Origin of the sequence: Oceaniglobus indicus (assembly GCF_002751875.1) — a bacterium.
In the GTDB taxonomy this organism is placed as follows: Bacteria; Pseudomonadota; Alphaproteobacteria; order Rhodobacterales; family Rhodobacteraceae; genus Oceaniglobus; species Oceaniglobus indicus.
On sequence record NZ_NMZM01000010.1, the window covers coordinates 146,233 to 168,316 of the forward strand.

General features: G+C 64.6%; 18 protein-coding genes and 4 pseudogenes. 17 read left to right on the forward strand and 5 right to left on the reverse strand.

Annotation, left to right across the window (positions count from 1 at the left end; genetic code table 11):
* Window positions 1–102: 102 nt before the first annotated feature.
* From CFP68_RS15475 to ligD, 5 genes are all read left to right on the forward strand, one after another.
* Window positions 103–774, forward strand: coding sequence for a winged helix-turn-helix domain-containing protein (locus tag CFP68_RS15475; RefSeq protein ID WP_099827828.1), 672 nt, complete (start codon window positions 103–105; stop codon window positions 772–774).
* Complete coding sequence (locus tag CFP68_RS15480) at window positions 771–2,120, forward strand: sensor histidine kinase (RefSeq protein ID WP_099827829.1); 1,350 nt, start codon at window positions 771–773, stop codon at window positions 2,118–2,120. The genes CFP68_RS15475 and CFP68_RS15480 overlap by 4 nt, the downstream gene beginning before the upstream one ends.
* Before the next feature lie 87 nt (window positions 2,121–2,207).
* Window positions 2,208–3,998, forward strand: a complete 1,791-nt coding sequence (locus CFP68_RS15485; RefSeq protein ID WP_099827830.1) for a gamma-glutamyltransferase family protein — start codon at window positions 2,208–2,210, stop codon at window positions 3,996–3,998.
* 90 nt (window positions 3,999–4,088) lie between these two features.
* On the forward strand, window positions 4,089–4,925 hold the full coding sequence (gene ku / locus CFP68_RS15490) for a non-homologous end joining protein Ku (protein ID WP_099827831.1): 837 nt from the start codon (window positions 4,089–4,091) through the stop codon (window positions 4,923–4,925).
* A complete protein-coding gene (gene ligD / locus CFP68_RS15495) occupies window positions 4,926–7,391 on the forward strand; it encodes a DNA ligase D (protein ID WP_099827832.1) in 2,466 nt (821 codons plus the stop codon).
* Window positions 7,392–7,450: 59 nt separating this feature from the next.
* Here ligD and CFP68_RS15500 read toward each other — a convergent pair whose 3' ends face one another.
* Both CFP68_RS15500 and CFP68_RS15505 read right to left on the reverse strand, forming a co-directional pair.
* Entirely contained in the window at window positions 7,451–7,966 is a 516-nt protein-coding gene (locus CFP68_RS15500; RefSeq protein ID WP_099827833.1) for a DUF421 domain-containing protein, read from the reverse strand.
* 667 nt (window positions 7,967–8,633) lie between these two features.
* Window positions 8,634–8,924: pseudogene (locus tag CFP68_RS15505) on the reverse strand (transposase); the annotation flags it as partial.
* Window positions 8,925–9,030: 106 nt separating this feature from the next.
* Between CFP68_RS15505 and CFP68_RS15510 the strand changes: the two are divergent.
* The 3 genes and pseudogenes from CFP68_RS15510 to CFP68_RS15520 all read left to right on the forward strand — a co-directional run bounded on the left by CFP68_RS15510 (window position 9,031) and on the right by CFP68_RS15520 (window position 10,358).
* Entirely contained in the window at window positions 9,031–9,486 is a 456-nt protein-coding gene (locus tag CFP68_RS15510; protein ID WP_145953463.1) for a hypothetical protein, read from the forward strand.
* A gap of 192 nt (window positions 9,487–9,678) precedes the next feature.
* A pseudogene (locus CFP68_RS15515) lies at window positions 9,679–10,038 on the forward strand (transposase); the annotation flags it as partial.
* A complete protein-coding gene (locus CFP68_RS15520; RefSeq protein WP_169961480.1) occupies window positions 9,984–10,358 on the forward strand; it encodes a hypothetical protein in 375 nt (124 codons plus the stop codon). The pseudogene CFP68_RS15515 and the gene CFP68_RS15520, both read left to right, overlap by 55 nt.
* A 562-nt stretch (window positions 10,359–10,920) precedes the next feature.
* Here the strand turns inward: CFP68_RS15520 and CFP68_RS15525 are convergent.
* Together CFP68_RS15525 and CFP68_RS15530 are read right to left on the reverse strand one after the other, a co-directional pair.
* Window positions 10,921–11,937 carry a four-carbon acid sugar kinase family protein gene (locus CFP68_RS15525; protein ID WP_099827836.1) on the reverse strand — a complete coding sequence of 339 codons (1,017 nt, stop codon included), beginning with the start codon at window positions 11,935–11,937 and terminating at the stop codon, window positions 10,921–10,923.
* Complete coding sequence (locus tag CFP68_RS15530) at window positions 11,934–12,716, reverse strand: DeoR/GlpR family DNA-binding transcription regulator (protein WP_158234186.1); 783 nt, start codon at window positions 12,714–12,716, stop codon at window positions 11,934–11,936. Before CFP68_RS15530 ends, CFP68_RS15525 begins: the two co-directional genes overlap by 4 nt.
* Window positions 12,717–12,898: 182 nt before the next feature.
* On the opposite strand from CFP68_RS15530, the gene CFP68_RS15535 reads away from it, so the two are divergent.
* The 5 genes from CFP68_RS15535 to aldA all read left to right on the forward strand — a co-directional run bounded on the left by CFP68_RS15535 (window position 12,899) and on the right by aldA (window position 19,012).
* Window positions 12,899–13,951, forward strand: coding sequence for an ABC transporter substrate-binding protein (locus CFP68_RS15535; protein WP_099827838.1), 1,053 nt, complete (start codon window positions 12,899–12,901; stop codon window positions 13,949–13,951).
* Window positions 13,952–14,021: 70 nt separating this feature from the next.
* Window positions 14,022–15,500: a sugar ABC transporter ATP-binding protein gene (locus CFP68_RS15540; protein WP_099827839.1), complete on the forward strand. Its 1,479-nt coding sequence runs from the start codon at window positions 14,022–14,024 to the stop codon at window positions 15,498–15,500.
* A complete protein-coding gene (locus tag CFP68_RS15545; protein WP_158234187.1) occupies window positions 15,488–16,474 on the forward strand; it encodes an ABC transporter permease in 987 nt (328 codons plus the stop codon). The genes CFP68_RS15540 and CFP68_RS15545 overlap by 13 nt, the downstream gene beginning before the upstream one ends.
* An 8-nt stretch (window positions 16,475–16,482) precedes the next feature.
* Window positions 16,483–17,514 (forward strand): 4-hydroxythreonine-4-phosphate dehydrogenase PdxA, encoded by a 1,032-nt coding sequence (gene pdxA, locus CFP68_RS15550; protein WP_099827841.1) that lies wholly within the window; start codon window positions 16,483–16,485, stop codon window positions 17,512–17,514.
* A 13-nt stretch (window positions 17,515–17,527) separates the two neighbouring features.
* Window positions 17,528–19,012, forward strand: a complete 1,485-nt coding sequence (gene aldA, locus CFP68_RS15555) for an aldehyde dehydrogenase (RefSeq protein ID WP_099827842.1) — start codon at window positions 17,528–17,530, stop codon at window positions 19,010–19,012.
* A 122-nt stretch (window positions 19,013–19,134) separates the two neighbouring features.
* Here aldA and CFP68_RS15560 read toward each other — a convergent pair whose 3' ends face one another.
* Window positions 19,135–19,836, reverse strand: a complete 702-nt coding sequence (locus tag CFP68_RS15560; protein WP_099827843.1) for a hypothetical protein — start codon at window positions 19,834–19,836, stop codon at window positions 19,135–19,137.
* Here CFP68_RS15560 and CFP68_RS18500 point away from each other — a divergent pair.
* The 4 genes and pseudogenes from CFP68_RS18500 to tnpC form a co-directional block, all read left to right on the forward strand.
* Window positions 19,835–20,047: pseudogene (locus CFP68_RS18500) on the forward strand (transposase); the annotation flags it as partial. The gene CFP68_RS15560 and the pseudogene CFP68_RS18500 overlap by 2 nt on opposite strands.
* 15 nt (window positions 20,048–20,062) lie before the next feature.
* Entirely contained in the window at window positions 20,063–20,296 is a 234-nt protein-coding gene (locus CFP68_RS18505; RefSeq protein ID WP_241524120.1) for a hypothetical protein, read from the forward strand.
* Entirely contained in the window at window positions 20,293–20,646 is a 354-nt protein-coding gene (tnpB, locus tag CFP68_RS15570) for an IS66 family insertion sequence element accessory protein TnpB (protein WP_099827845.1), read from the forward strand. The genes CFP68_RS18505 and tnpB overlap by 4 nt, the downstream gene beginning before the upstream one ends.
* Window positions 20,647–20,710: 64 nt before the next feature.
* Window positions 20,711–21,906, forward strand: a pseudogene (gene tnpC / locus CFP68_RS15575) (IS66 family transposase); the annotation flags it as partial.
* Window positions 21,907–22,084 lie beyond the last annotated feature (178 nt).

The following is a 22,084-nucleotide window of genomic DNA, read 5'->3' on the forward strand; positions in this document are numbered from 1 at the left end:
GCGTTCCCCCGCGCTATACAAATCTGTAACCTGCGCTTCGCGCCCCTGCCCCCTAGATTGGACGAACGACAGGGGCGGGGAACGTCCGAAGGGGAAGCAGCCATGAGATTGCTGGTGATCGAAGACGACACGACGACGGGCGGCTATATCGCGCGGGGCTTGCGCGAAGAAGGCCACACCGTCGATCTGGTCGACAACGGCCGCGACGGTCTGGTGCAGGCCACGGCGGGCACCTACGACGTGATGATCGTGGACCGGATGCTGCCTGAAATCGACGGACTGACATTGATGAAAACCCTGCGCGGCGCCGGCAACCGAACGCCCGCGCTGTTCCTGACGTCGCTGGGCAGCGTCGAGGATCGCATCGACGGGCTGAACGCGGGCGGTGACGATTACCTGACCAAGCCCTTCGCCTTTGGCGAACTGTCGGCACGGGTCGCGGCCCTGGCCCGCCGCCCGCAGGCCATCGAACAGAACACGGTGCTGTCGGCGGGCGACCTGACCATGGACCTTGTCACGCGGCAGGTCACGCGGGCGGGCCAGAAGATCGACCTGCTGCCGCGTGAATTCGCGCTGCTGGAACACCTGCTGCGGCGCAAGGGGCGGGTGCAGACGCGCACGATGCTGCTGGAAGCGGTGTGGGACATCAGTTTCGATCCGAAAACCAACGTGGTCGAAACCCATATCTCGCGGCTCCGCGCCAAGGTGGATCGGCCGTTCGACACCGAGTTGATCCAGACCCTGCGCGGCGCGGGATACCGGATCGACGCATGAACCGCACGCTCCTGTCCCTGATCCGGTCGATGCCGGTGCGCTTGGCGCTGTCGCTGCTGGCGCTGTTCGTCGTCGTCTCGCTGACCTCGCTGGCGGCGTCCTGGGCGGTGTCGCGCGCGTCGCTGGACACCGCCATGCGCGACGATCTGCGCCAGGACATGGCCGGGTTCCGCGCCGCGCCCAGCGCCGCCGCGCTGGCCGCGCTGGTCCGGGCAGAAGGCCGCGTGACCGATCCCGACCGGATGCTGCTGAGTTACTTCGCGCCGTCCGGGCGGCATTTCGGCAATGCCACCCTGTCGCGCGATGAAAACGGATATCACCTGACGCGGGGCGATGGCTCCGGCTTTTCCGGCGAATATCTGGCGCTGGGGGCGGTCCTGCACGGCGGGCAACTGACCATCGCCCGCTCGCGGGCTGAAATCGACGAATTGTCGGAAACCTTCCGGCGCATCGTGTTGTGGTCGCTGCTGCCGACGTTCCTGATCGCGCTGTCGGGCGGTCTTTTCCTGGCGCGGCGCAGCGCCGCACAGGTCCGCGCGATGGAGGCGACGCTGGACCGGCTGACCACCGGCGATCTGGCGGCACGGGTGCATCCGGGGCGCGGCTGGTCCGCCGACATGGCCCAGATCGGCCATCGGATCGACCGCATGGCCGAGGCGCAGCAGACCGCGCACGAGGCATTGCGGCAAGTGTCGTCCGATGTGGCCCATGACCTCAAGACGCCGCTGCAACGCATCGCCGTCCATCTCGACGATCTGGATCGCGCCGATCTGCCCGACGATGCCCGCGCGCTGGTCGATGCGGCGCGCGGCGATCTCGACGGGGTGGTGGCGGTGTTTCACGCGCTGTTGCAGATCGCGCAGGTCGAATCCGGCTCGCCGCGGGGCCGGTTTACTGATGTGGACCTGTCGCGCGTGGCCGAAACGGTCGGTGAACTGTATGAACCGACCGCGGCGGAAACGGGCCATGCCCTGCGCATCCGTGCGGATCCGGGCGCGCGGGTGCGCGGCGATCGCGACCTGTTGGGTCAGGCCATCGCCAACCTGATCGAGAACGCGCTGCGCCACACCGATCCGGGCACCGAAATCGAGGTGACCGTGACCGGCGGGGCGGGCAGCACCACCCTCAGCGTCACCGACACCGGCCCCGGCATCCCCGAAGCCGAGCGCGCCAACGTGCTGCAACGTCTGTATCGACTGGACCGGTCGCGCAACACGCCGGGCAGCGGGCTGGGCCTGTCGCTGGTGGCGGTGGTGGCAGACCTGCACGACGCCCGGCTGGATCTGGGCGACGCCGGCCCCGGCCTGCGGGTCAGCGTGGCGTTTCCCCCGGTGGCGGCAAGCTGACCGCACCGGGCCATCCGGCAGGGATTTCCGAAGGTTGCCGGAATATGCTATCGCCATCCCATCACCCGTTTCACGCCGAGGTTCCCGATGTCCGATTTCACCACCCGCCCCGAGATACGCGGCACCTTCGGCGTTGTCGCCTCGACCCACTGGATCGGATCGGCCGTGGGATTCGGCATCCTGGAACGCGGCGGCAACGCTTTCGACGCCGCCGTCGCCACGGCGCTGGTGCTGCAGGTGGTCGAACCGCACCTGAACGGCCCCGCCGGTGACATGCCCGCGATCTTTCACCGGGCGGACACCAATGAAACCAAGGTGGTATGCGCCCAAGGGGTCGCGCCCGCCGGTGCGACCATCGACCATTACAAGGCGCAGGGGCTGACCCTGATTCCCGGATCGGGCCTGCTGGCCACCGTCGTTCCGGGCGCTTTCGATGGCTGGATGCTGATGCTGCGCGATCACGGCACGATGTCCTTGGCCGACGTCATGGCACCCGCCATCGGCTATGCCCGCGACGGCCATCCGATCCTGCCCCGCGTCGCCGCGACCATCGAAAGCCTTGCCGATTTTTTCGCCGCCGAATGGCCCACATCGGCGGCCGTCTGGACCCCGGACGGCCGGGCGCCCGCCGCCAACGCCCTGTTCCGCAATCCCGATCTGGCGCGCACCTATCAACGCATCGTGGACGACGCCGAAGCCGCATCGAGCGACCGGACAACCCAGATCGACGCGGCCCGCGCGGCGTGGAGCACGGGCTTCGTCGCCGACGCCATCGCCGATTACCTGGCCACCGCGCGCGTGTGCGACGTCTCGGACACCCCCCGTGCGGCGGTCCTGTCGCGGGCAGACATGGCGGGATGGCAGGCGACATACGAAGACCCGCTGAGCCTGGGTTACCACGGCTGGAAGATCCACAAGTGCGGGCCGTGGTCCCAGGGGCCGGTGCTGTTGCAGGCCCTCGCGATCCTGTCGGAGATCGACATCGCCGCGATGGACCCGATGGGCGATGAATTCGTCCATACCGTGATCGAGACGATCAAGCTGGCCTATGCCGATCGCGAGGCCTATTACGGCGACCCCGATCATGCGGACATTCCGATCGGGCACCTGCTCAGCGCAGACTACACTGCCGGACGCCGCGCGCTGATCGGCCCGCAGGCATCGTTGGATCAGCGCCCCGGCCGGGTGCCGGGGTTTGAACACTTGGCCGACCGATATATCGAACGCGCGGCGCGGGACTTCGGCCTTGGCCCGGTCGCGCCGCAGGAACCGACCATGGCGCATCTGACCGAAAAACGTGGCGATACCGTGCACCTGGACGTGATCGACCGCTGGGGCAACGTGGTGGCGGCAACCCCCTCGGGTGGATGGCTGCAAAGCTCGCCCGTTATCCCCGGCCTCGGCTTCGCGCTGAACTCGCGCGCCCAGATGTTCTGGCTGGAAGACGGCTTGCCGACCTCGCTTGCGCCCGGGCGTCGCCCGCGCACGACGTTGACCCCGACGCTGGCGGAAAAAGACGGCATGCGGCTGGCGTTCGGATCGCCCGGGGGCGATCAGCAGGATCAGTGGCAACTGATCTGGTTCCTGCGTTTCGTGCATCACGGGTTCGATCTGCAACAGGGGATCGATGCGCCGCTGTTCCATTCGATGCACTTCCAGGGGTCGTTCTATCCGCGCCAATGCCAACCGGGCGCGATGATGATCGAACCCGCGATCGGCGCCGATGTGATCGACGCCCTGCGCGCCCGGGGTCACAGCGTCACGGTGGCCGAGCCCTGGAGCGTCGGACGCCTGACCGCAGCGCTGCGCAGCGCCGATGGCACCCTTGCGGCGGCGGCGACACCGCGCCTGATGCAGGCCTATGCCGTCGGGCGCTGAGGTCTGCCGAGGGAACCACCACGACTGTTGTTCCGTTTCAAGGTGAGGACCCCTGTTCGCGGGTGATCCCCAACAAACGGAAGGACCGACATGGCACCGCGTGCGCTCTGGAAAGGACAACTTCGCCTCTCGCTGGTTTCCATCCCGGTCGAGATCTTCTCGGCCACCAAGACCGGGGCACGGGTATCGTTTCGCCAGATCCACGAACCATCGGGCAAGCGCGTGCGCTATGAGAAATCGGTGCCCGGCTTGGGGCCCGTCAAATCCGAGGATATCGTCAAGGGATACGAGGTCGGCGATGATGAATACATCCTGCTGGACCCGGACGAGATCGACGCGATAAAGCTGGAAACGAAGAAGACCTTCGAGCTGGTTCAGTTCGTCGACGCCTGCGAAATCTCGCCGCTCTATTTCAACAAGCCCTATTACATCACGGCCTCCGACGATCTGGCGCAGGACGCCTATCGTGTCGTGCGCGATGCCTTGCGCAATGCGGGCAAGGTCGGCCTGGGGCAGGTTACCATGCGGGGCAAGGAATACCTGGCAGCGGTCAAGCCCTGCGGCGACGGCCTGTTGATGGAGACGCTGCATTACGAGGATGAGCTGCGCGAGGCCGATCAGATCTTCACCGATATCGAGGATGAGAAGGTCGACAAGGAACTGCTCGAGGTGGCCACATCGCTGATCGACCGCAAGAGCGCACCCTTCGATGCCGGCGCCTATCACGACAAATACGCCGAGGCGATGCAGGATCTGCTGGACGCCAAGATCAAGAACAAGAAGACGCCACGCGTCCGCGCCGACGATGGCGGCGGCACCGGCGACGGTGAGAACGTGGTGGACCTGATGTCGGCCTTGAAGCAAAGCCTGAAGAATGCCGACGCCAGGAAGCCCCGCAAGAAGGCGGCGCGCAAGAAGGCATCCTAGATGGCCAAGGCCCCCGACCCCCTGTCAGACTACAACCGGATGCGGGACTTCAGCCGCACGGACGAGCCGCGCGGACAGGTGGGCAGGGGCGGTGTGCGACGGCGCTTCGTGGTGCAGAAACATGCAGCCACGCGCCTGCACTACGATTTCCGGCTGGAATGGAACGGCGTGCTGCTCAGTTGGGCGGTCACCAAGGGGCCATCGCCCGATCCGGGCGAGAAACGGCTTGCCGTGCGGACCGAGGATCATCCCCTGGACTATGGCGATTTCGAGGGAACGATCCCCAAGGGGCAATATGGCGGCGGCACGGTGATGCTGTGGGATACCGGGACCTGGGTGCCGCAGGACGACATCGACAAGGGGCTGGGCGACGGCAAGTTGAAATTCACCCTGCAGGGCCAGCGGATGAAGGGCGGCTGGGCGTTGGTGCGGATGCGCGCGAAACCGGGCGAGAAACGCGAAAACTGGTTGCTGATCAAGGAACGTGACGATTATGCTGCCGGCGACGCTGACGGGTTGACCAAGGGCAAGGCGGTTTCGGTCAAGACCGGACGCACGATGACACAGATCGGCGAAAATGCGCCCGCCAAAGCACCGCCCGACCCCGACCCGGCCCCCGACCGCAGCCGCAAGCGCCCGGCCTTCATCACGCCACAGCTTGCCACGCTTGTGTCCGAGGCCCCGGAAGGCGACGATTGGCTGCACGAGACCAAGTTCGACGGCTACCGCTGTCTTGCCGCGCTCGGAAAGGGCGGCACACGGCTCTACACGCGGTCGGGAAAGGACTGGACCGACCGTTTTCATGCACTGGACGGCGCCTTCGATCCGCTGCCCTGCGACAGCGCCCTGATCGACGGCGAGGTGATGGCCGCCCGCATCCAGGGATCGGCGTTTTCCGCGCTGCAAAAGGCGCTGAAGGACGGCACGGCGCTGGTGTTCTTTGCGTTCGATCTGCTGCATGTCGACGGCGAAGACCTTCGCAAGCTTCCCCAGGACGCGCGACGCGCCCGGCTGTCCGAGCTGCTGAGCGGCGTGCCCGCCCAAGGCCCCCTGCGCCTGACCGATCAGATCGTCGGCAACGGGCCGGACGTGTTCGCCCGGGCGTGCAAGGCGGGCGCCGAGGGGATCGTCAGCAAACGGATCGATGCCCCCTATCGTGGCACCCGCACAAAGGCATGGCGCAAGATCAAATGCACCCGCAGGCAGGAGTTCGTCATCATCGGCTATTCGCCGTCTGACAAACGCGGGCGGCCTTTCGCGTCGCTTTTGCTGGGCAGCCACGAAGACGGCGCCCTGCGGTACCGCGGCCGCGTCGGCACCGGCTTTTCCGACACCGCGATGGACGACATTGTGCGTGCCATGACAGGGCGCAAGACCCCGCCCGCACAAGATGTGCCGACCGCCATCGCGAAACAGGCCCGTTGGGTGCGGCCCGACCTGGTGGCCGAGGTCGAGTTCAGCGAATTCACCGCCGACGGCGCCGTGCGCCACGGCAGTTTCCTGGGCCTGCGCGAAGACAAACCCGCGGCCGAGATCACTCTGGAGACGCCCGTGAAACCCGAGCGCGAAACCACCGTCGCGGGCATCCGCATCAGCAACGCCGGTCGCAAGGTCTTTCCCGATGCCGGATGCACCAAGGGCGACGTGGCGCAGCATTACGAACGGGTGGGCGACAGGATGATCGCGCTGGCCGGTCATCGTCCGCTGTCGCTGTTTCGCTGCCCTTCGGGGATCGATGACGCCTGCTTCTTCCAGAAGCACGACAACGGCGGGATGCCGTCCGAACTGGGCCGGATCACGATCGAGGAAAGCGACGGCGAGCCGGCCGATTACCTCTATGCCACGCGCCCCGAAAGCCTGATCGCGGCGGCGCAGATGGGGGGCATCGAATTTCACATCTGGGGGGCGCGCACCGACAGGCTGGACCGGCCGGATCGGATGGTGTTCGATCTGGACCCCGACGAGGGGCTGGAGTGGTCTGACGTGCGGGATGCGGCGTTCGAGGTGCGCGATGCCTTGGCGGATCTTGGCCTGCAAAGCGGCGCCATCGTGACCGGCGGCAAGGGGGTGCATGTCTGGCTGGCGCTGCGCCGCACGCGCAGCTGGGACACGATCAAGCTTTTCTCCAAGACATTCGCGCATGTCATGGCCACGCGAAACCCCGACCGTTACACCGCCACCATGTCGAAGTCCAAGCGCAAGGGCCGGATCTTCATCGACTGGCTGCGCAACGAACGCGGCGCGACGGCCATTGCGCCCTATGCCCTGCGCGCACGCCCCGGTGCCCCGGTGGCGGTGCCCGTAACATGGGATCAACTGGGGGAATTGAAGGGGGCCAACGTGTTTTCGATGTCCGACATGACCGCGCGCCTGAAGGCGGATTGCCCCGCAATCGAAACTCAATCCAACCTGCAAACGCTGAGCAATGAGGTCATCGACGCACTTCAACGCTGGTCAGACGGTTGATCGAACGTCCTGATCCTGTGCAACCCCGACGCCGGTTATCCGGCCGCGCGCCGCAGGGGTCAGGCCGGGGTGACACCCATGAACAGCTTTTCATCAACCTGTTCGCCATGCAGCACCGAGATGTTGCCCGTCGTTTCCAGCACCACGGCACGCACCGACGACAATTCAAGGGCGTTCGCTTCGCGCAGTTTCGCGATCAGGTCTTCTTCGGCCACCCGGGTCGCGCGCAAAGCGTCGTGCAGGATCACCCCATCCTTCATCAGCAGAACCGGGGTATTCTGAACCAGCTCGTCCAGCCGGGGCGACCAGCGCCGCAGGCGGGAAACGGTATATTGCACGGCAAACAGGCACGCCATCGACGTCAGGGTCTGCAAAAACCCCGTCCACTGCTGTGATTGCGACGCACCGGCAAGAAGCGATCCCATCGCCACCGTCATCACGAAGTCGAAGTTGGTCATCTTCGAGAACGACCTCAACCCGACGACGCGGACCAGCAGGATGATCCAGAAAAGGCCGATCACGCTGAGCAGCGCGCCCCGGGCAAGAGCATCGATATACGGCCCATCAAAAAACATCCGTCTCTCCCATCACCTTGGTCAGGTGCGACACGGGGGGGATACCGCACCCCGAACGATTCACGCCGTCAGTCCCCACCCGACAACAAGCGCGCCGCTGCCTCCTGTAGGGGTGCGCGTATTTTTTCGTTTGGCCGCACGAGAAATCAATGTGTTGGCGTCGAGTTTGCGCGCAAGATTTTTCGCCAACTGTGCACATATTTTTTCGTCATCTCGCAGACACCTGTCTGGATGAAGCAATCCTTGTTTTTACGCTCACAAATGAACGCGATTTATGCACCAGAGGATCACGTGTCAGACTTTCAGTCATCAGGGCGCTGCTCGGAACATGTCGATTGAAGATCCAAGGACAGTCGAGCTTGTCGCCGACGCGGAAGACCCTGAATTGTCACATCAAGTGGCGGCCCGGTACGCGCCAGACGCTTGTGCATCTCACGCCCCGTGGCAAAGCGTGGCTTTGCACTCTTCTCAGGATCGTCATGCATAGATGGCCTCCCCGCACCAGGACATCCTATCAGATACCATCCACGAAGGAAGTTCTTTGTCCACAACGCGTGACCTCGCATTTGTGAAGGACGCATCCAACTGAGCCAACACGTATGTGCACGGGTCGAGGTTGAATCTATCAAGGCGCCTGAATAGCGATCAGTATTTTTAGGGTCAGGACTCATAGCCAACAGATGACAAGTGCTGCGAGAGCGATGGTCGACAGAAAGACCTTCGGACAGCGGTCGTATCGGGTTGCCACCCGTCGCCAGTCCTTCAATCTGCCGAACATGATCTCGATCCGGTTGCGGCGTTTGTACCGACGCTTGTCATATCGGACAGGCTTCTTGCGCTGTTTTCGTCCAGGGATGCAGGCACGTATGCCCTTGTCTTTCAGCGCTTCTCTGAACCAGTCGGCGTCGTAGCCGCGATCTCCAAGCAGCCAATCTACCTTTGGCAGGCTGCCGACGAGTGGGCGCGAGCTGACGTTCTGCGAAGTCTCGACGGCGAGGGAAGCGGATCCACACCTGCACGATCTCGCCAGGGCCGCCCTCTCAGAATGGCCCGGAAAGTGGAGCATGGTTTCGGTGAACATGAGTCCGGTCTTTCCCGCGCCGACGGGAAGCGCGCCGCGCTCTGGCATGGAGTATCAACGACGTGTCGAAGCAATGACCAGCCTGGCAGACGGCGCGGGAATTCTGGGCTCCGAGTCGATCCGCCATATTCCGAACGGATGGGTGCCGCTGATGGAGCGTGCCATTTCCGGTCTTTCGGCCCTCATGACGCGACCCGAGGATCGCCCCGTTGCGATCAATATCCTGCAAACGAAAGAGAAATTCGGAACTCTTCGATTGTATGCCGAACGCACAGGTAGCAGAAATGCCCGCGCCTGTGTCACGCAGATCTTGTTTTGGGCTGAGATCTGCAGTGCAACTCGCTGCATGCTCAACGGCGAACCTGGCACGCTGCGGCACGGCGATTGGGTGCTGACGCTGTCCGACGATGCCGTTCGACTTCGGAAAACCGATCCGTAGGCATTTGCCGCACGGCTTTATCCTGACATGGAATGAACCGGAGCGCATGAGCCCGAGTGCGACAAGGCCTGAGGACGGGACTGCCCGTTCGGGCTTATTCTGAAGCCGGCTTGATCTGATTTCAGCAAATTGGACCACTTGAAGCTGGAGTTTTCCGTTAAGATTTCCCGGCTGGGAGAGGAGCGGACTCACATGAAGGCATCGAAGTTTTCGGACGCGCAAAAGGCGTTCATCATCAAGCAGGGCGAAGAGGGCACGCCGTTTGCCGAGATCTGCCGCAAGGTAGGCATCAGCCAAGCAACCTACTTCAACTGGAAGAAAAAGTATGCCGGCTTGTTGCCGACCGAGATGGTTGAAGCAGCTCGAGGACGAGAATGGTCGGCTGAAGAAGATCGTTGCCGACCTGACGCTGGACCGCGAGATGTTGCAGGATGTCATCCGGCGAAAGATCTGAAGCCTGGTCGGATGCGCGAACTGGTTCGCGGGACGTGCAGCGATTGGGCGGTTTCGATCCGGACGGCGTGTGGAGCCATCGGGTTGCCAAAGAAGTCGCCTTCGTGTCGCGTTGCCTCGCAATACTGAAAGAACGCCAGCCTTTCGATGAGGCAGGCGACGGCGGCTTTGATGCCGTCAGGGGAATTCTCGAACGCAGTATCGCATCGGAGCGCCTGGGATGGGAGCAAAGGTTTCTGCAGACGGGCGATGTTGAATTTGGCCCGCATGGTGAAATTCAGGATACACCGGTCTATTCTAATCGCGGCGCCGAACTCATCGAGTTGCAGAACCTGCTCAGGGTCTTTCTCGAGAAGCGCAACGAAGTGCTCGATCATGCGGCAGCGCACCGCAGCCTGATGAAGATTATGAGCGGGTGATGTGAACGTCGGATCCGCCCCCCCCCGGGGGAAATTGTCGCGCCGGGGGGCTTGCGGTCAGGCTGCACATTTTGGCCCGTTCTACGGCAGGAGATCATCTACGCTGGTGATCTTGATACCAAAAGTACAGCCGTATTTAACTCGGTTTCTTCGATTGAAATAAGGGTAACCACCCAGTCAGTACCGATTGACGGTCAGTCTGAAAACTGTCGCATCGTTCACATTTTCGGGCGCGGTATTGGCGGCATCGCCCCGGTTTTTTCAAGCGAAGTAGATGTGGCACCGCATAATCATGCAGATCTCGGAGAAGTCGCTCCTCGCCCCATCTACAGTCGCAGGTATCGTGTCCTGTGTCGACTGGTGTGCTAACGCACCGAGGATCTTCGCCATCTCTGCGATTGTCCTCCCCCGTTTTTGCGTCTCTCGTTCAGTATGAGAGTCTGCGGGTTTTAGATTGGGAGGCGGGCTGGTCGTTCTGGGCAACCGCGCGGCGCAGAACCCGGGGACCGCTCAGACGTTCGGCGCGTTTCGATCGGCATCTGGATCCGAACTGAGCGGGCGCTCAGTCGGCATTCATCAGCAATCTTGCCAGCAAATCGCGATCTCCGAAGCCGCCCGATTTGGTGATCAGACCGCAACCGTCTAACGCACCACCGTAAAGTGTCGCGTAGGGAAGGCCCGGACCGATTTCGCCTCGACATTCAAGATGCAACACGTCAAGCGTGTCCATCACCACGGTCAGGGTATCGCCCCCGACGACGAACAGTGCCGCGTTCTGCAGGAGGCCGGGGTCCAATCGCACCATAGCGCGCCGCAGCGCGTCGCGTGTGGCAGTGGCGTTCGCGGCGCCCGGAATCGGATCGATCAGCCGTGTCGGACCCATCCCATGTGCCTGGCAATGCCTGAGTTGCGCACGGGTCGCAGGATGGGTGGTGCCGACGATCAGAACCCCGATACGGGGTGTCGGGACAGGTGTGGCCCCCCCCACGAGCGCCTCGGCGAGGCCGCGCGACCCGGCCCAGAGAACGTCGCTGCCCGCGTGCCGCACAACGGCATGCGACAGATCGATGTCAGTTTCGGCATCGACGACGATAACCTGGGCGCCGCCGCCCCGGTCGGTTGCATTCGGTTCGGCGCTCAAGCCGATCCCAGCAAATTCCGCGGCGATGTCGCATCCGGCAGTCGGCATCCACCCGTCACCGTCCCGCACCAAGTTCATTCCGCGTCGCGTGATTCTGCCCATGGCGGGAAAGGCGGGCGCGAATACGCAGTGATCGAACCCCAGCACTTGCATCATCTGCGCTGTCTCGTCGAACGGATGGCCGCGCAGGACGCTGTCGACCTTCTTGAACCACAGAGCATCCCCCCTTGCTGCGCCGCGGCCGGCTGCAGCCACACGCACGCGCGCATCCATGACGTCCAGATCGCGGCTTTCTGTACTGACCGCCAAGCGCGTGACCCGCGGGAGCGGCCGGCCGGGCAGTGCGACGGTCACCGGACCATCCGGCGTGGCGAACGGTGCCGCGGTGTCCAGCGCCCCGGTCAGATCGTCGGCCACGATGCAGAGCTCGAGGGTCATTGTTCGATCCGTCCGACACGTCCAACGACAATGCCTCTGGCGCGCAGTTCGTCCAGCGCTGCGGCCGTGATGCGGTCGTCGGTGACGATCTGCGACACGTCGGCGGTACTGCCGAATGAGCAGAACGCACGGCTGAAGATCTTGCTGCTGTCGGCCAGAAGCACCACCCGTTGCGCCGCATTGAGCAGCGATCGCTTGAATTCCGCCAGCTCGATAGTGGTGTCCGACAGCGTTTCGGCGGTCAGGGCGTGAGTGCCCACAAAGGCGATGTCGGCGCGCAATCTGGCGACCGACTGGCGCGCGTCCGCTCCCAGGATGGTGGCCGACCCGTGTCGCACCTGCCCGCCGGTAACGAACGTCTGGATCGCCGCGCTGGCAGAGAGCAACCGCGCGATATCCAAGTCGTTGGTGAAGGCGGTAAACGCGATGCACCGGTCGCGCGCCGCGCGCGCCGCCGCTGCGGTCGTGGTGCCGCTGTCGAAGATGACGGTCTGACCGGGGCGGATCAACGTCGCCGCGTGCAGACCGATTCCGCGTTTCGCGGCCTGCTCCAGTTCGGTGGCGATCTCTGGCTCCGGCTCGAAACTGGCCAGGCGGTCGAGGTTGATCATGGCGCCGCCGTGGGTGCGTTCCAGATGCCCGACCTCGCAAAGGTAGTCGACATCGCGGCGCAGGGTGGACACCGACGCGCCCACCGCCTGCGACATCTGGCGCAGCGTGGCCACGCCCTCCTTGCGCACCAGTTCGATGATCCGCGCGCGCCGCATCGGTGCCAGCATCCAAGGCCTCCCTGTCGTGATCACCAGTATCCCATGGTTCGAATCCTGCCAATAGTTCCAAAGAACACCATTACAGAAACAAAAGTAAGAATATTCTTCCATAAGCCGCCAAGAAGTGCCAGATTATTCCAGAAAGGCAGATTCGCATTGGAACTGTCGGTCATGCTTCAGGGAGGAGTGTCATGCGAAACATGTTGAAAGGTGCCGTCGCGGGTGTCGCGGGTCTGATGATCTCGACGGCGGCAATGGCCGAAGATTATGACGTCGGGGTGGTCGTGCCGACGCTGGATGCGCAATTCTGGAATTCCTACGTGGATTTCATGAAGAAGGGCGCGGATGAGCTGGGCGTCGATCTGAAGGTGCTGAACGCCGACAACAAGCCCGACCAGATGATCAAGTCGCTGGAAGACCTGGTCGCGCAGGGCGTCGACGGCATCATCTATACGCCCTATTGGGCCACCGCGGTGCCGGGGCTGATCATGGCGCGCAATGCCGACATCCCGGTGATCCTGACCGACAGCTATGCGGAATTCGACCCTCAGGACGCGAATTATCCCAACTATCTGGCGTTCGTCGGCCCCAGCGACCGCGACGCCGGGCGCCAGATGGCCGAGGCGCTGTTCGACAGCCTGGAACCGGGCGAGGACGGCAAGAAGCACATCGCGGTGGTCAACGGCACCGGCGGCACCTCGGTGGCCATCGACCGGCGCGCCGGGCTGCAGGATGCGCTGGACGCCAATCCGGATGTCGAGGTCGTGGGCGAGGTCGACGGCAACTTCGTGCGCGACACGTCCCAGTCGGTGTTCGAAAGCCTCTGGCAGGGCAATCCGCAGGTTCAGGGCGTCTGGGCCGCCAACGGCGGCACCGCGACTGGCGTGATGGCCGCCATCACCGCCGCGGGCCAGACCCCGGGCGAGGATATCATGGTCGTCGGCATGGACCTGAACCCCGAGAACGTCGATGCGGTCGAAAAGGGCGAGTTGCTGTTCGACATCGGCGGTCACTGGCTGCAGGGCGGTTTCGCGCTGGTGCTGATGTATGACCACCTGAACGGCAAGGAAATCCCGGCAGATCAGGCCAACGTCAAGCTGGATCTGCTGCCGCTGACCCAGGACCGGGTCGAACAGTTCCGCGCCGAATTCGGCGGCGTGCCGGAGTATGACTTCAAGGATCGTTCGCGCACCCACAACCCGGATGCCGAAACCGCCGTGTTCGAGATGGAATACAGCGACTGATCCGGTTCGGGGCGCCCCTTTTGTCCGGGCGCCCCCTTTTTTCTTCAGGACGAACGGACGGCGGTGAGCGGTGTTGCAGGCGCGCGGCATATCGAAAAGCTTTGGCGGCTCGCAGGCGCTGGCCGATGTCTCGGCCGACGTCGCGCCCGGCGAGGTCGTGGCGCTGGTCGGCGAGAACGGCGCGGGCAAGTCCACGCTGCTGAAGGTGCTGGCCGCCGTGGTCCGCCGCGATGCGGGCGAGGTGACGATCGACGCCCGCCCCTATGATCCGCGCAGCCAGCGCGAGGCCGAGGCGGCGGGTGTCGCGCTGGTGTTTCAGGAATTGAACGTGAACATGGCCCTCAGCATCGCCGAGAACGTGATGTTGGGCCATCTGCGCGATTTCCGCTGTTTCGGAATTCTCGACGGCCGCGCCCTGAAGGCGGCGGCGCAGGCGATCCTTGACCGGATCGGTGCCGAATTCACCGTGGACGATCCTGTCGATTCGCTCGATCTGGGGCAGATCAAGACGGTCGAGGTGGCGCGCGCCCTGGCGCTGAACCCGCGCTATGTGTTCTTCGACGAAAGCACCGCCTTCCTGAACCGCGATGAGGCGGCGCGCCTGCTGGATGTCATCGCCGAACTCCGGCGGCAGGGGCTGGGCATCGCCATGGTGTCCCATCATCTGGCCGAGCTGTTCGCGATTTCCGACCGTATGGTGGTGCTGAAGGACGGCGCGCTGGTGGGCGCCTATGACACCGACGGGATGGACGAGGAACGGTTAACCGAACTGATGGTCGGGCGCGACATGTCGGGCGGCATGTTCCCGGCGTCGAGGCCCACAGCGGTCGGCGATCCCGCGATCGAAGCCTCGGGGGTCACCACCCGCGCGATGTCGGGTCCGCTGGATCTGACCCTGAAGCGGGGCGAAATCCTCGGCATCGGCGGACTGAAGGGATCGGGCGGCGAGGCCATCGTCGCCGCGCTGGCCGGTCAGGACCCCCTTAGCGGCGGTGAAATCCGGCTCCACGGCGCACCCTATCGCCCGCGCCTGCCGCGCGACGGCTGGGCGCGCGGCATTGCCACGTTGCCCGGCGACCGCACCGGCGAGGGCGTCGTGACCGATTTCAGCGTGCTGGAGAACCTGACCCTTGCCACCCGCCCCCGGCGAATGGGCATCGTGTCGGACCGGCGCGCAATGCGCCAAAGCGCCGATGAACAGGTCGCGTCGCTGGGCATCCGGGCGCAGAGCGTCGAGATGACCACCGGCGATCTGAGCGGCGGCAACATGCAGAAGGTCGTTCTGGGCAAATGTCTGGCGGCGCGGCCCCGGGTGCTGCTGCTGAACAACCCGACGCGCGGCGTGGACGTGGGCGCGCGCAGCGAGATCTATCGCGTGATCCGGCGTCTGGCCGACGACGGCATGGCCGTGCTGATGGTCACCGAGGATCTGCACGAGCTGATCGGCCTGTCGGACCGCGTGATCGTCACCCGCATGGGCGCCATATCCCACCGCTTCGCCCCCGGCGCCGAACTGACCGAAGAAGAGATCGTGAAATGGATGATGTGACCCCGAAAGACGCGCCCGCCGCCCGCCCAGCCCCCGCCAAAAGCTGGCGCACCCGCGCGCAGCGGGCGTTTCCGGTGGTTCTGCTGGTGGTGCTCTGTGCCATCTTCGGGCTGCTGTCGGACCGGTTCGTGACCATCGGCAACCTGCTGATCGTAATGCAGCAAAGCGCCGTTCTGCTGGTGGCGGCGGTGGCGATGACCTTCGTGATCGTCAACGGCTCGATCGACCTGTCGGTGGGTTCGATGATCGCGCTCAGCGCGCTGGCGGCGGCCAGCCTGTCGGACACCATGGGCGTCTGGGCGATCCTGCCCGCCATGGGCGTGGGGCTGTTGTGCGGTCTGGTGAACGGCGTGCTGTTCGCCTATGGCCGGGTGCCGTCGTTCATCGTGACGCTGGGTACATTGGTGATCTTCCGCGGTGTCGTGCTGCTGTTCACCCGGGGCGCGCCGGTGTCGATTTCCGACGCCGACTTCCTGAACCTCTATGCCGGGCGGCTGGGCGGCGTGCCCAACACGGTCATCATCGCGCTGATCGCCACCGCCTTCGGCGCGCTTATCTTCAACCACACGGTGTTCGGGCGCGAGGTGCGCGCCATCGGCGGCGGCGAACGGGTCGCCGCGCTCAGCGGCATCTATGTGGCGCGGGTCAAGCTGGGGGTGTTCACCCTCTGCGGGCTGCTCTGCGGGGTGGCCGGGTTGCTGCAAAGCGCGCGCACCATGGCGGCGACCTCGCAACTGGCGCAGGGGCTGGAGCTGGACGTGATCGCGGCGGTGGTGGTGGGCGGCACGCCCCTGACCGGCGGCATCGGGCGGATCCGCGGCACGATCCTGGGGGTGCTGATCATCGCCATCCTGTCCAACGGCATGAACATGACCGGCGTCGACCCCTATCTGCAAAGCATCGTGAAGGGGCTGGTGTTGATCTTCGCCGTGTTCCTGACCATCGACCGAAGCAAGATCCTGATCATCAAATGAGGTACCCCGTGACCAGACCGATCCTTGCGGTGACCATAGGCGATCCGGCCGGCATCGGCCCCGAGATCGCGCTGAAGGCGGTGCGCGACCTTGCACCGCGTCTCGACGACGGCGCGCTGTCGCTGCTGCTGGTGGGCGATGCTGCAACGCTGCAGCGGACTGGCGCCGACCTGGGCCTGCCGGTGCCAGATACCATCACCGAGGCGGGGCTTGACGACATGGCGGGCGCCGCCATCTTGGCCACCCCGGCGCCTGCAAACACCATCGCGCCTGGCAAGGTATCACCCGATGGCGGCGAACAGGCCTACCGCGCGGTTGAACTGGCGACGCGGCTTGCGATGGAAAAGTGCATTGCGGGCATCGTGACCGGCCCGCTGAACAAGGAGGCGCTGCATCTGGCCGGCCACGATTACGCCGGCCATACCGAAATGCTGGCCGATCTGACCGGGGTGCGCGACAGCGTCATGATGCTGGCCCACGGCGATTTCCGGGTGTCGCATGTGTCGACGCATTGCGCGCTGCAGGACGTGACCGCGCGCGCCACGCCCGAACGGATCTCGCGGGTGGTGGATCTGACCCATGACACCCTGATCCGTATGGGGATCGTCGCGCCGCGCATCGCCATTGCCGCGCTGAACCCCCATGCCGGCGAGGGCGGCATCTTCGGGCGCCATGACATCGACGTCACCGAACCGCTGGTGCGCGATTATGTGGCGCGCGGGCGCGATGTGATCGGCCCGGTGCCGGGCGATACGGTCTTCGTCAAGCTGAAGGCCGGCCAATACGACGCCGTCGTGGCGATGTATCACGACCAGGGCCATATCCCGGTCAAGCTGCTGGGCTTTGCGGTGGACCGCGAGACCGGCCGCTGGACGGGCATGAGCGGCGTCAACGTCACTCTGGGCCTGCCGATCATCCGCACCTCGGTCGATCACGGCACCGCCTTCGATATCGCGGGACAGGGAATCGCCGATTCCAACAGCCTGATCGAGGCCATCGATTACGCGCTGCAACTGGCGCCCGACAGCACGCACACCTGAAAGGAGACAGCAGATGACCACCGATTTCAGCCGCATGTGGATCGACGGCGCCTTCGTGCCCGGCGAAGGCACGCCGCGCGCCGTCCTGAACCCCACCGACGGCTCCACCATCGCCGAAGTCCCCGAAGCGGGCAGCGGTCAAGTGCAACAGGCCATCGCCGCCGCCCGACGGGCGCAACCGGCCTGGGCCGCCCTGGCCCCGGTGGAACGCGCCGCGATCATGCAGCGCATCGCCGGGCTGATCCGCGACAACGCCGATGCGCTGGCGAAGCTGGTGGTGCGCGAACAGGGCAAGCCGATCACCGAGGCCCGCGGCGAAGTGGGCGGCGCGGCGGAATTCTTCAGCTATTACGCCGAATTCGCCCGCCGCATCCAGGGCGAAATCCTGCCCTCGGACCTGCCCGACGAACAGATCTGGATCCAGCGGGTGCCGGTGGGTGTCGTGGTCGGCATCATCCCGTGGAACTATCCCGCCGCGCTGGTGTCGCGCAAGGTGGCACCCGCGATGATCACCGGCAACACCATCGTGCTGAAACCCCACGAGGAAACGCCGCTGTCGGCGCTGTTCATGGCCCGCCTGATGGCCGAGGCGGGGGTGCCCGACGGCGTGGTCAACATCGTCACCGGCGACGGCGCGACCGTGGGCGCGGCGCTGACCTCAAACCCGGACGTGAACCTGATCACGATGACCGGCTCGGTGCCCACGGGCAAGAAGATCATGCGCACCGCCGCCGACAACCTGGTGCCCGTTTCGCTGGAACTGGGCGGCAAGGCGCCCTTCATCGTGATGGAGGACGCCGATCTGGACATCGCGGTGGCCGCTGCCGTCACCTCGCGGTTCATGAACTGCGGTCAGGTCTGCATCTGCGCCGAACGGATCCTGGTGCATGAGGCCGTGCACGACGAATTCGCCCGCCGCTTCGTCGCCGCCGCGAAGAAACTGCGCGTCGGCGATCCGATGGAGGATGCCACCGACATCGGCCCCAAGATTTCCGTCGCCGAACTGGAAAAGGTCGAACGCCTGACCGCGGCGGCAGTGACGGCGGGCGCCGAGGTGTTGCTGCAGGGCGGCCGCCCCGACAGCGCGCCGGTCGAGGGTGGAAACTGGCTGACGCCCACGGTGCTGTCGGTCGAGGATTCCGACATGGAAATCATGCAGTACGAGGTCTTCGGTCCCGTCGTGCCGCTGATGAAGGTGCGCGATTTCGACCATGCGGTGAAAATCGCCAATGCCAGCGCCTATGGCCTTTCGGCCTATCTGTTCACCAACGATTTCCGACGGATCATGCGCGCGATCCACGAAATCGACTTCGGCGAGGTCTATCTGAACCGCATCGGCCCCGAGGCGCTGCAGGGCTTCCACACCGGATACCGCAATTCCGGCCCCGGCGGCGATGACGGGGTGCACGGGCTGGAATCCTATCTCAGGAAAAAGACCGTCTATGCCAACCACTCGGGCCGCGCACAGGTGGGGCTGATGCCATACGGTGCGCACTGACGGGCAGGGATTGGCGGCGCCTCTCTACGGGGTGCCGACTCATATCCGCTCGCGCGAACTGCGGCCTTAGTAGCGCCGACGATCTTGTCAGTTCCTCGCAACTGCATTCCTCATCTGGTCTGTCATCTCGCACCGTGAGCTACCTTGCGCACCATGAGGAACACGATGTCCGTGGTGCGGGCCCAGATCCTGCCGATGGCGTCCTTCTCACGCGCCTCTGGCGCGCCGATCAGGTGCTCGCACTTGTATTCCACTACGAAAATGCGGCCTTCTTGCAGCCTGGCGACGAAGTCCGGGTAGAATCTCCGGCCGACGCGTGGAGGGGAAAATGAGTCCGGGTGTCGCGCCACGTTGCGGACCCAGACGTCGACCTCATCGAGGCTGTCGAGGCTCCAGGCACATTGGAATTCGGCGCCCAGTAGGTGACGTTTGAACCCGAAGGCCCCCGTCGGTTGCGTGGGCACATCCTGGTAGATCATTTCGTCGAACCGGACCACCCGACTGTCGGACCAGGTCGGCTTTGTCTGATCGTCAAAAAGCGCCATCTGGTGCGCTCGGGTCTTCTCGTCGCCACGGATCGCGTGGATTTTCCATCGGATGCGCGCAGCGATCTGGTGCTGCCAGTCGATCAGCGTCCGAATGCTGACCTCCCTGTTCGTGACCAGATCCGCGACCAATGCTGCAATCCAAGGTAGCATCTCGGCTTGGGATACGTCCGACACCCGAAATTCGGTAAGCGGCGGCCACGCCCCATTCAATTGATGTGTTCCTGACGCCTGCCGCGCCTGCGAGAAGGTCTGCTTGAGCAGATGGAGATTGCGCATGGCGGATGGTGGTAACGGGTTCAGGGGGCGGTGCGAGGTTGTCGAGCCGCGTCGGCGGGGCAAGCGGTGGTGGCCAGTTGAGGGGAAGGCGCGGATCGTCGCCGAAAGCCTTCAGCCGGGTGCACGGGTCTGCGATGTGGCGGCGCGCTATGACATCCTTCCCCATCACCTGTCAGATTGGCGTCGGCATGCCCGTCAGGGTCGGCTTGCTTTGCCGAGCGACCTGATGGACGTGCTGACCACATCCCCAAGCTCTGCGGTCACGGAACCTGCCTTTGTGCCGCTGTCCATTCTGCCCGACCCTGTGGATCAGCAAGGATCAGCTGTGGTCGAGGTCTCTCAGAACGGCAGCGGCATGATGACGATCGAGGTGGGGCCCGATCTGCTGCTGCGCATTCCTTGCGATGTCGCGGTGGAGCGCGCGGCCGCACTGGTGCGCGCGCTGCGAGGTGGATCGTGACTGTCGCGGGCCAACGGCTGCCGACCCTGATCGCGACGAAGCCGGTCGACTTCAGGTGCGGGCACAACGCTCTGGCGCTGATCGTGCAGACCGAGCTGAAGCTCGACCCATATTCCGGGGTAACGGTGGTTTTCCGCTCGAAGCGGGGGGACAGGTTGAAGATCCTGGTCTGGGATGGGACCGGGATGGTGCTGATCTACAAGGTCCTGGAACAGGGCAGCTTTGCCTGGCCGAAGGTGCAGGACGGCACGATGCGGCTGTCCCGGGCGCAGGCGGAAGCCCTGTTCGAAGGTCTGGATTGGCGGCGGGTGGTGGCGCGGCGGGTGTTGCCGCCCGCTGCGGCAGGATGACTCGGCGGGTCTATTTTGGTGTTGTTTTATTGGGCTTTCTGTCCCGGATCGGGTAGGAAGGCGCATGTCGCACCCCCTCGATCTCAGCCAGTTTCCTGACCTGCCGCCCGAGGTGGTGAAGGCCTTTGCGGCGGTTCAGTTCGAGCTTTCGGTCGAACGCGCGGTGCGCCAGCACGAACAGGCGGTGGTGGCCGAAAAGAGGCCTTCATCACCGAGTTGAAGGCTCTGGTTGAGAAGCTGGAAGGTCAGGTTCAGGATTACCGGCGCACGAAGTTCGGGCCGAAATCGGAAAAGCTGGCTCCGGCGCAACTGGAACTGGCGCTGGAAGATCTGGAAACCGCCATCGCCGAAACGCAGGCGCAGATCGCCGCTGTCGAGGACAGGATCGCGGCCAGCGAGCCGGACCCCGAGAAGCGCAAGCCCCGCGCGCCGCGCAAGGCCCGGGCACTGCCCGAAAGCCTGCCGCGTGTCGAGCGCGTGGTCGAGCCCGATAGCATCCTGTGCCCCTGGGGCTGCGGCGACATGGTGCGGATTGGCGAAGACCGCAGCGAACGGCTGGATTACATCCCCGCGCGCTATCAGGTCATCGTCACGGTCCGGCCCCGATATGCCGGCCCCAAGGGGCGCACCGGCGTGGTGCAAGCCAAGGCGCCCGCGCATCTGCTGGAGAGCAGTTGGCCGACCGAGGCTCTGCTGGCGCAGATCGCCGTGTCCAAGCATTCCGAGCACATGCCGCTGAACCGGCAGGCCGTGGTGATGGCGCGGCACGGGGTGCCGATCGACCGCTCGGTGCTGGCCGACTGGATGGGCCGGACCGGTGCCCTGATCGCCCCCGTGGTCGATCACATGGCCAAGCAACTGCTGGCCGACAGCACGCGGCTCTACGTCGATGAAACCACCGCCCCGGTGCTGGACCCGGGCAAGGGGAAAACCAAAACCGGCTATCTTTGGGCGGTGTTGCGCGATGATCGTGGCTGGAACGGCCCCGCGCCGCCCGGCGTAGTGTTCCATTACCGGCCCGGGCGAAAGGGCGAATACGCCGCTGAAATCCTCAACGGCTTCAATGTTACGATCCAGGTCGATGCCTATGCCGGCTATACCCATCTGGCCACGCCGAAACGCACGGGTGGCGATCCGCTGCGGCTGGCTTTTTGTTGGGCGCACGGGCGGCGCAAGCTGATCGCGGCCAAGCCCAAGAAGGGATCCCCCATCGTCGAGGAGGTGCTGCTGCGCATCGCGGCCCTCTACAAGATCGAAGATATCCCTCCGGTGATTGTCGCCGGATGTAGATTAAGCTACCCCCCGAAATTCGGACACTGACATAAGCTACGATATGCAGTCTGCTGATCTTCAACACCAAGGAGATTACAGATGTCTAAACGCAAGCAGCATGCGCCGGAGTTCAAGGCGAAGGTCGCGCTGGAGGCCTTAAAGGGCG

Bases quoted from the DNA above. Each gene is read 5' to 3' on its own strand.
- CFP68_RS15475 (WP_099827828.1), top strand. From the start codon at position 103: ATGAGATTGCTGGTGATCGAAGACGACACGACGACGGGCGGCTATATC.
- CFP68_RS15480 (WP_099827829.1), top strand. From the start codon at position 771: ATGAACCGCACGCTCCTGTCCCTGATCCGGTCGATGCCGGTGCGCTTG.
- CFP68_RS15485 (WP_099827830.1), top strand. From the start codon at position 2,208: ATGTCCGATTTCACCACCCGCCCCGAGATACGCGGCACCTTCGGCGTT.
- ku (WP_099827831.1), top strand. From the start codon at position 4,089: ATGGCACCGCGTGCGCTCTGGAAAGGACAACTTCGCCTCTCGCTGGTT.
- ligD (WP_099827832.1), top strand. From the start codon at position 4,926: ATGGCCAAGGCCCCCGACCCCCTGTCAGACTACAACCGGATGCGGGAC.
- CFP68_RS15500 (WP_099827833.1), bottom strand. From the start codon at position 7,966: ATGTTTTTTGATGGGCCGTATATCGATGCTCTTGCCCGGGGCGCGCTG.
- CFP68_RS15510 (WP_145953463.1), top strand. From the start codon at position 9,031: ATGGTTTCGGTGAACATGAGTCCGGTCTTTCCCGCGCCGACGGGAAGC.
- CFP68_RS15525 (WP_099827836.1), bottom strand. From the start codon at position 11,937: ATGACCCTCGAGCTCTGCATCGTGGCCGACGATCTGACCGGGGCGCTG.
- CFP68_RS15530 (WP_158234186.1), bottom strand. From the start codon at position 12,716: ATGCTGGCACCGATGCGGCGCGCGCGGATCATCGAACTGGTGCGCAAG.
- CFP68_RS15535 (WP_099827838.1), top strand. From the start codon at position 12,899: ATGCGAAACATGTTGAAAGGTGCCGTCGCGGGTGTCGCGGGTCTGATG.
- CFP68_RS15545 (WP_158234187.1), top strand. From the start codon at position 15,488: ATGGATGATGTGACCCCGAAAGACGCGCCCGCCGCCCGCCCAGCCCCC.
- aldA (WP_099827842.1), top strand. From the start codon at position 17,528: ATGACCACCGATTTCAGCCGCATGTGGATCGACGGCGCCTTCGTGCCC.
- CFP68_RS15560 (WP_099827843.1), bottom strand. From the start codon at position 19,836: ATGCGCAATCTCCATCTGCTCAAGCAGACCTTCTCGCAGGCGCGGCAG.
- CFP68_RS18505 (WP_241524120.1), top strand. From the start codon at position 20,063: ATGGACGTGCTGACCACATCCCCAAGCTCTGCGGTCACGGAACCTGCC.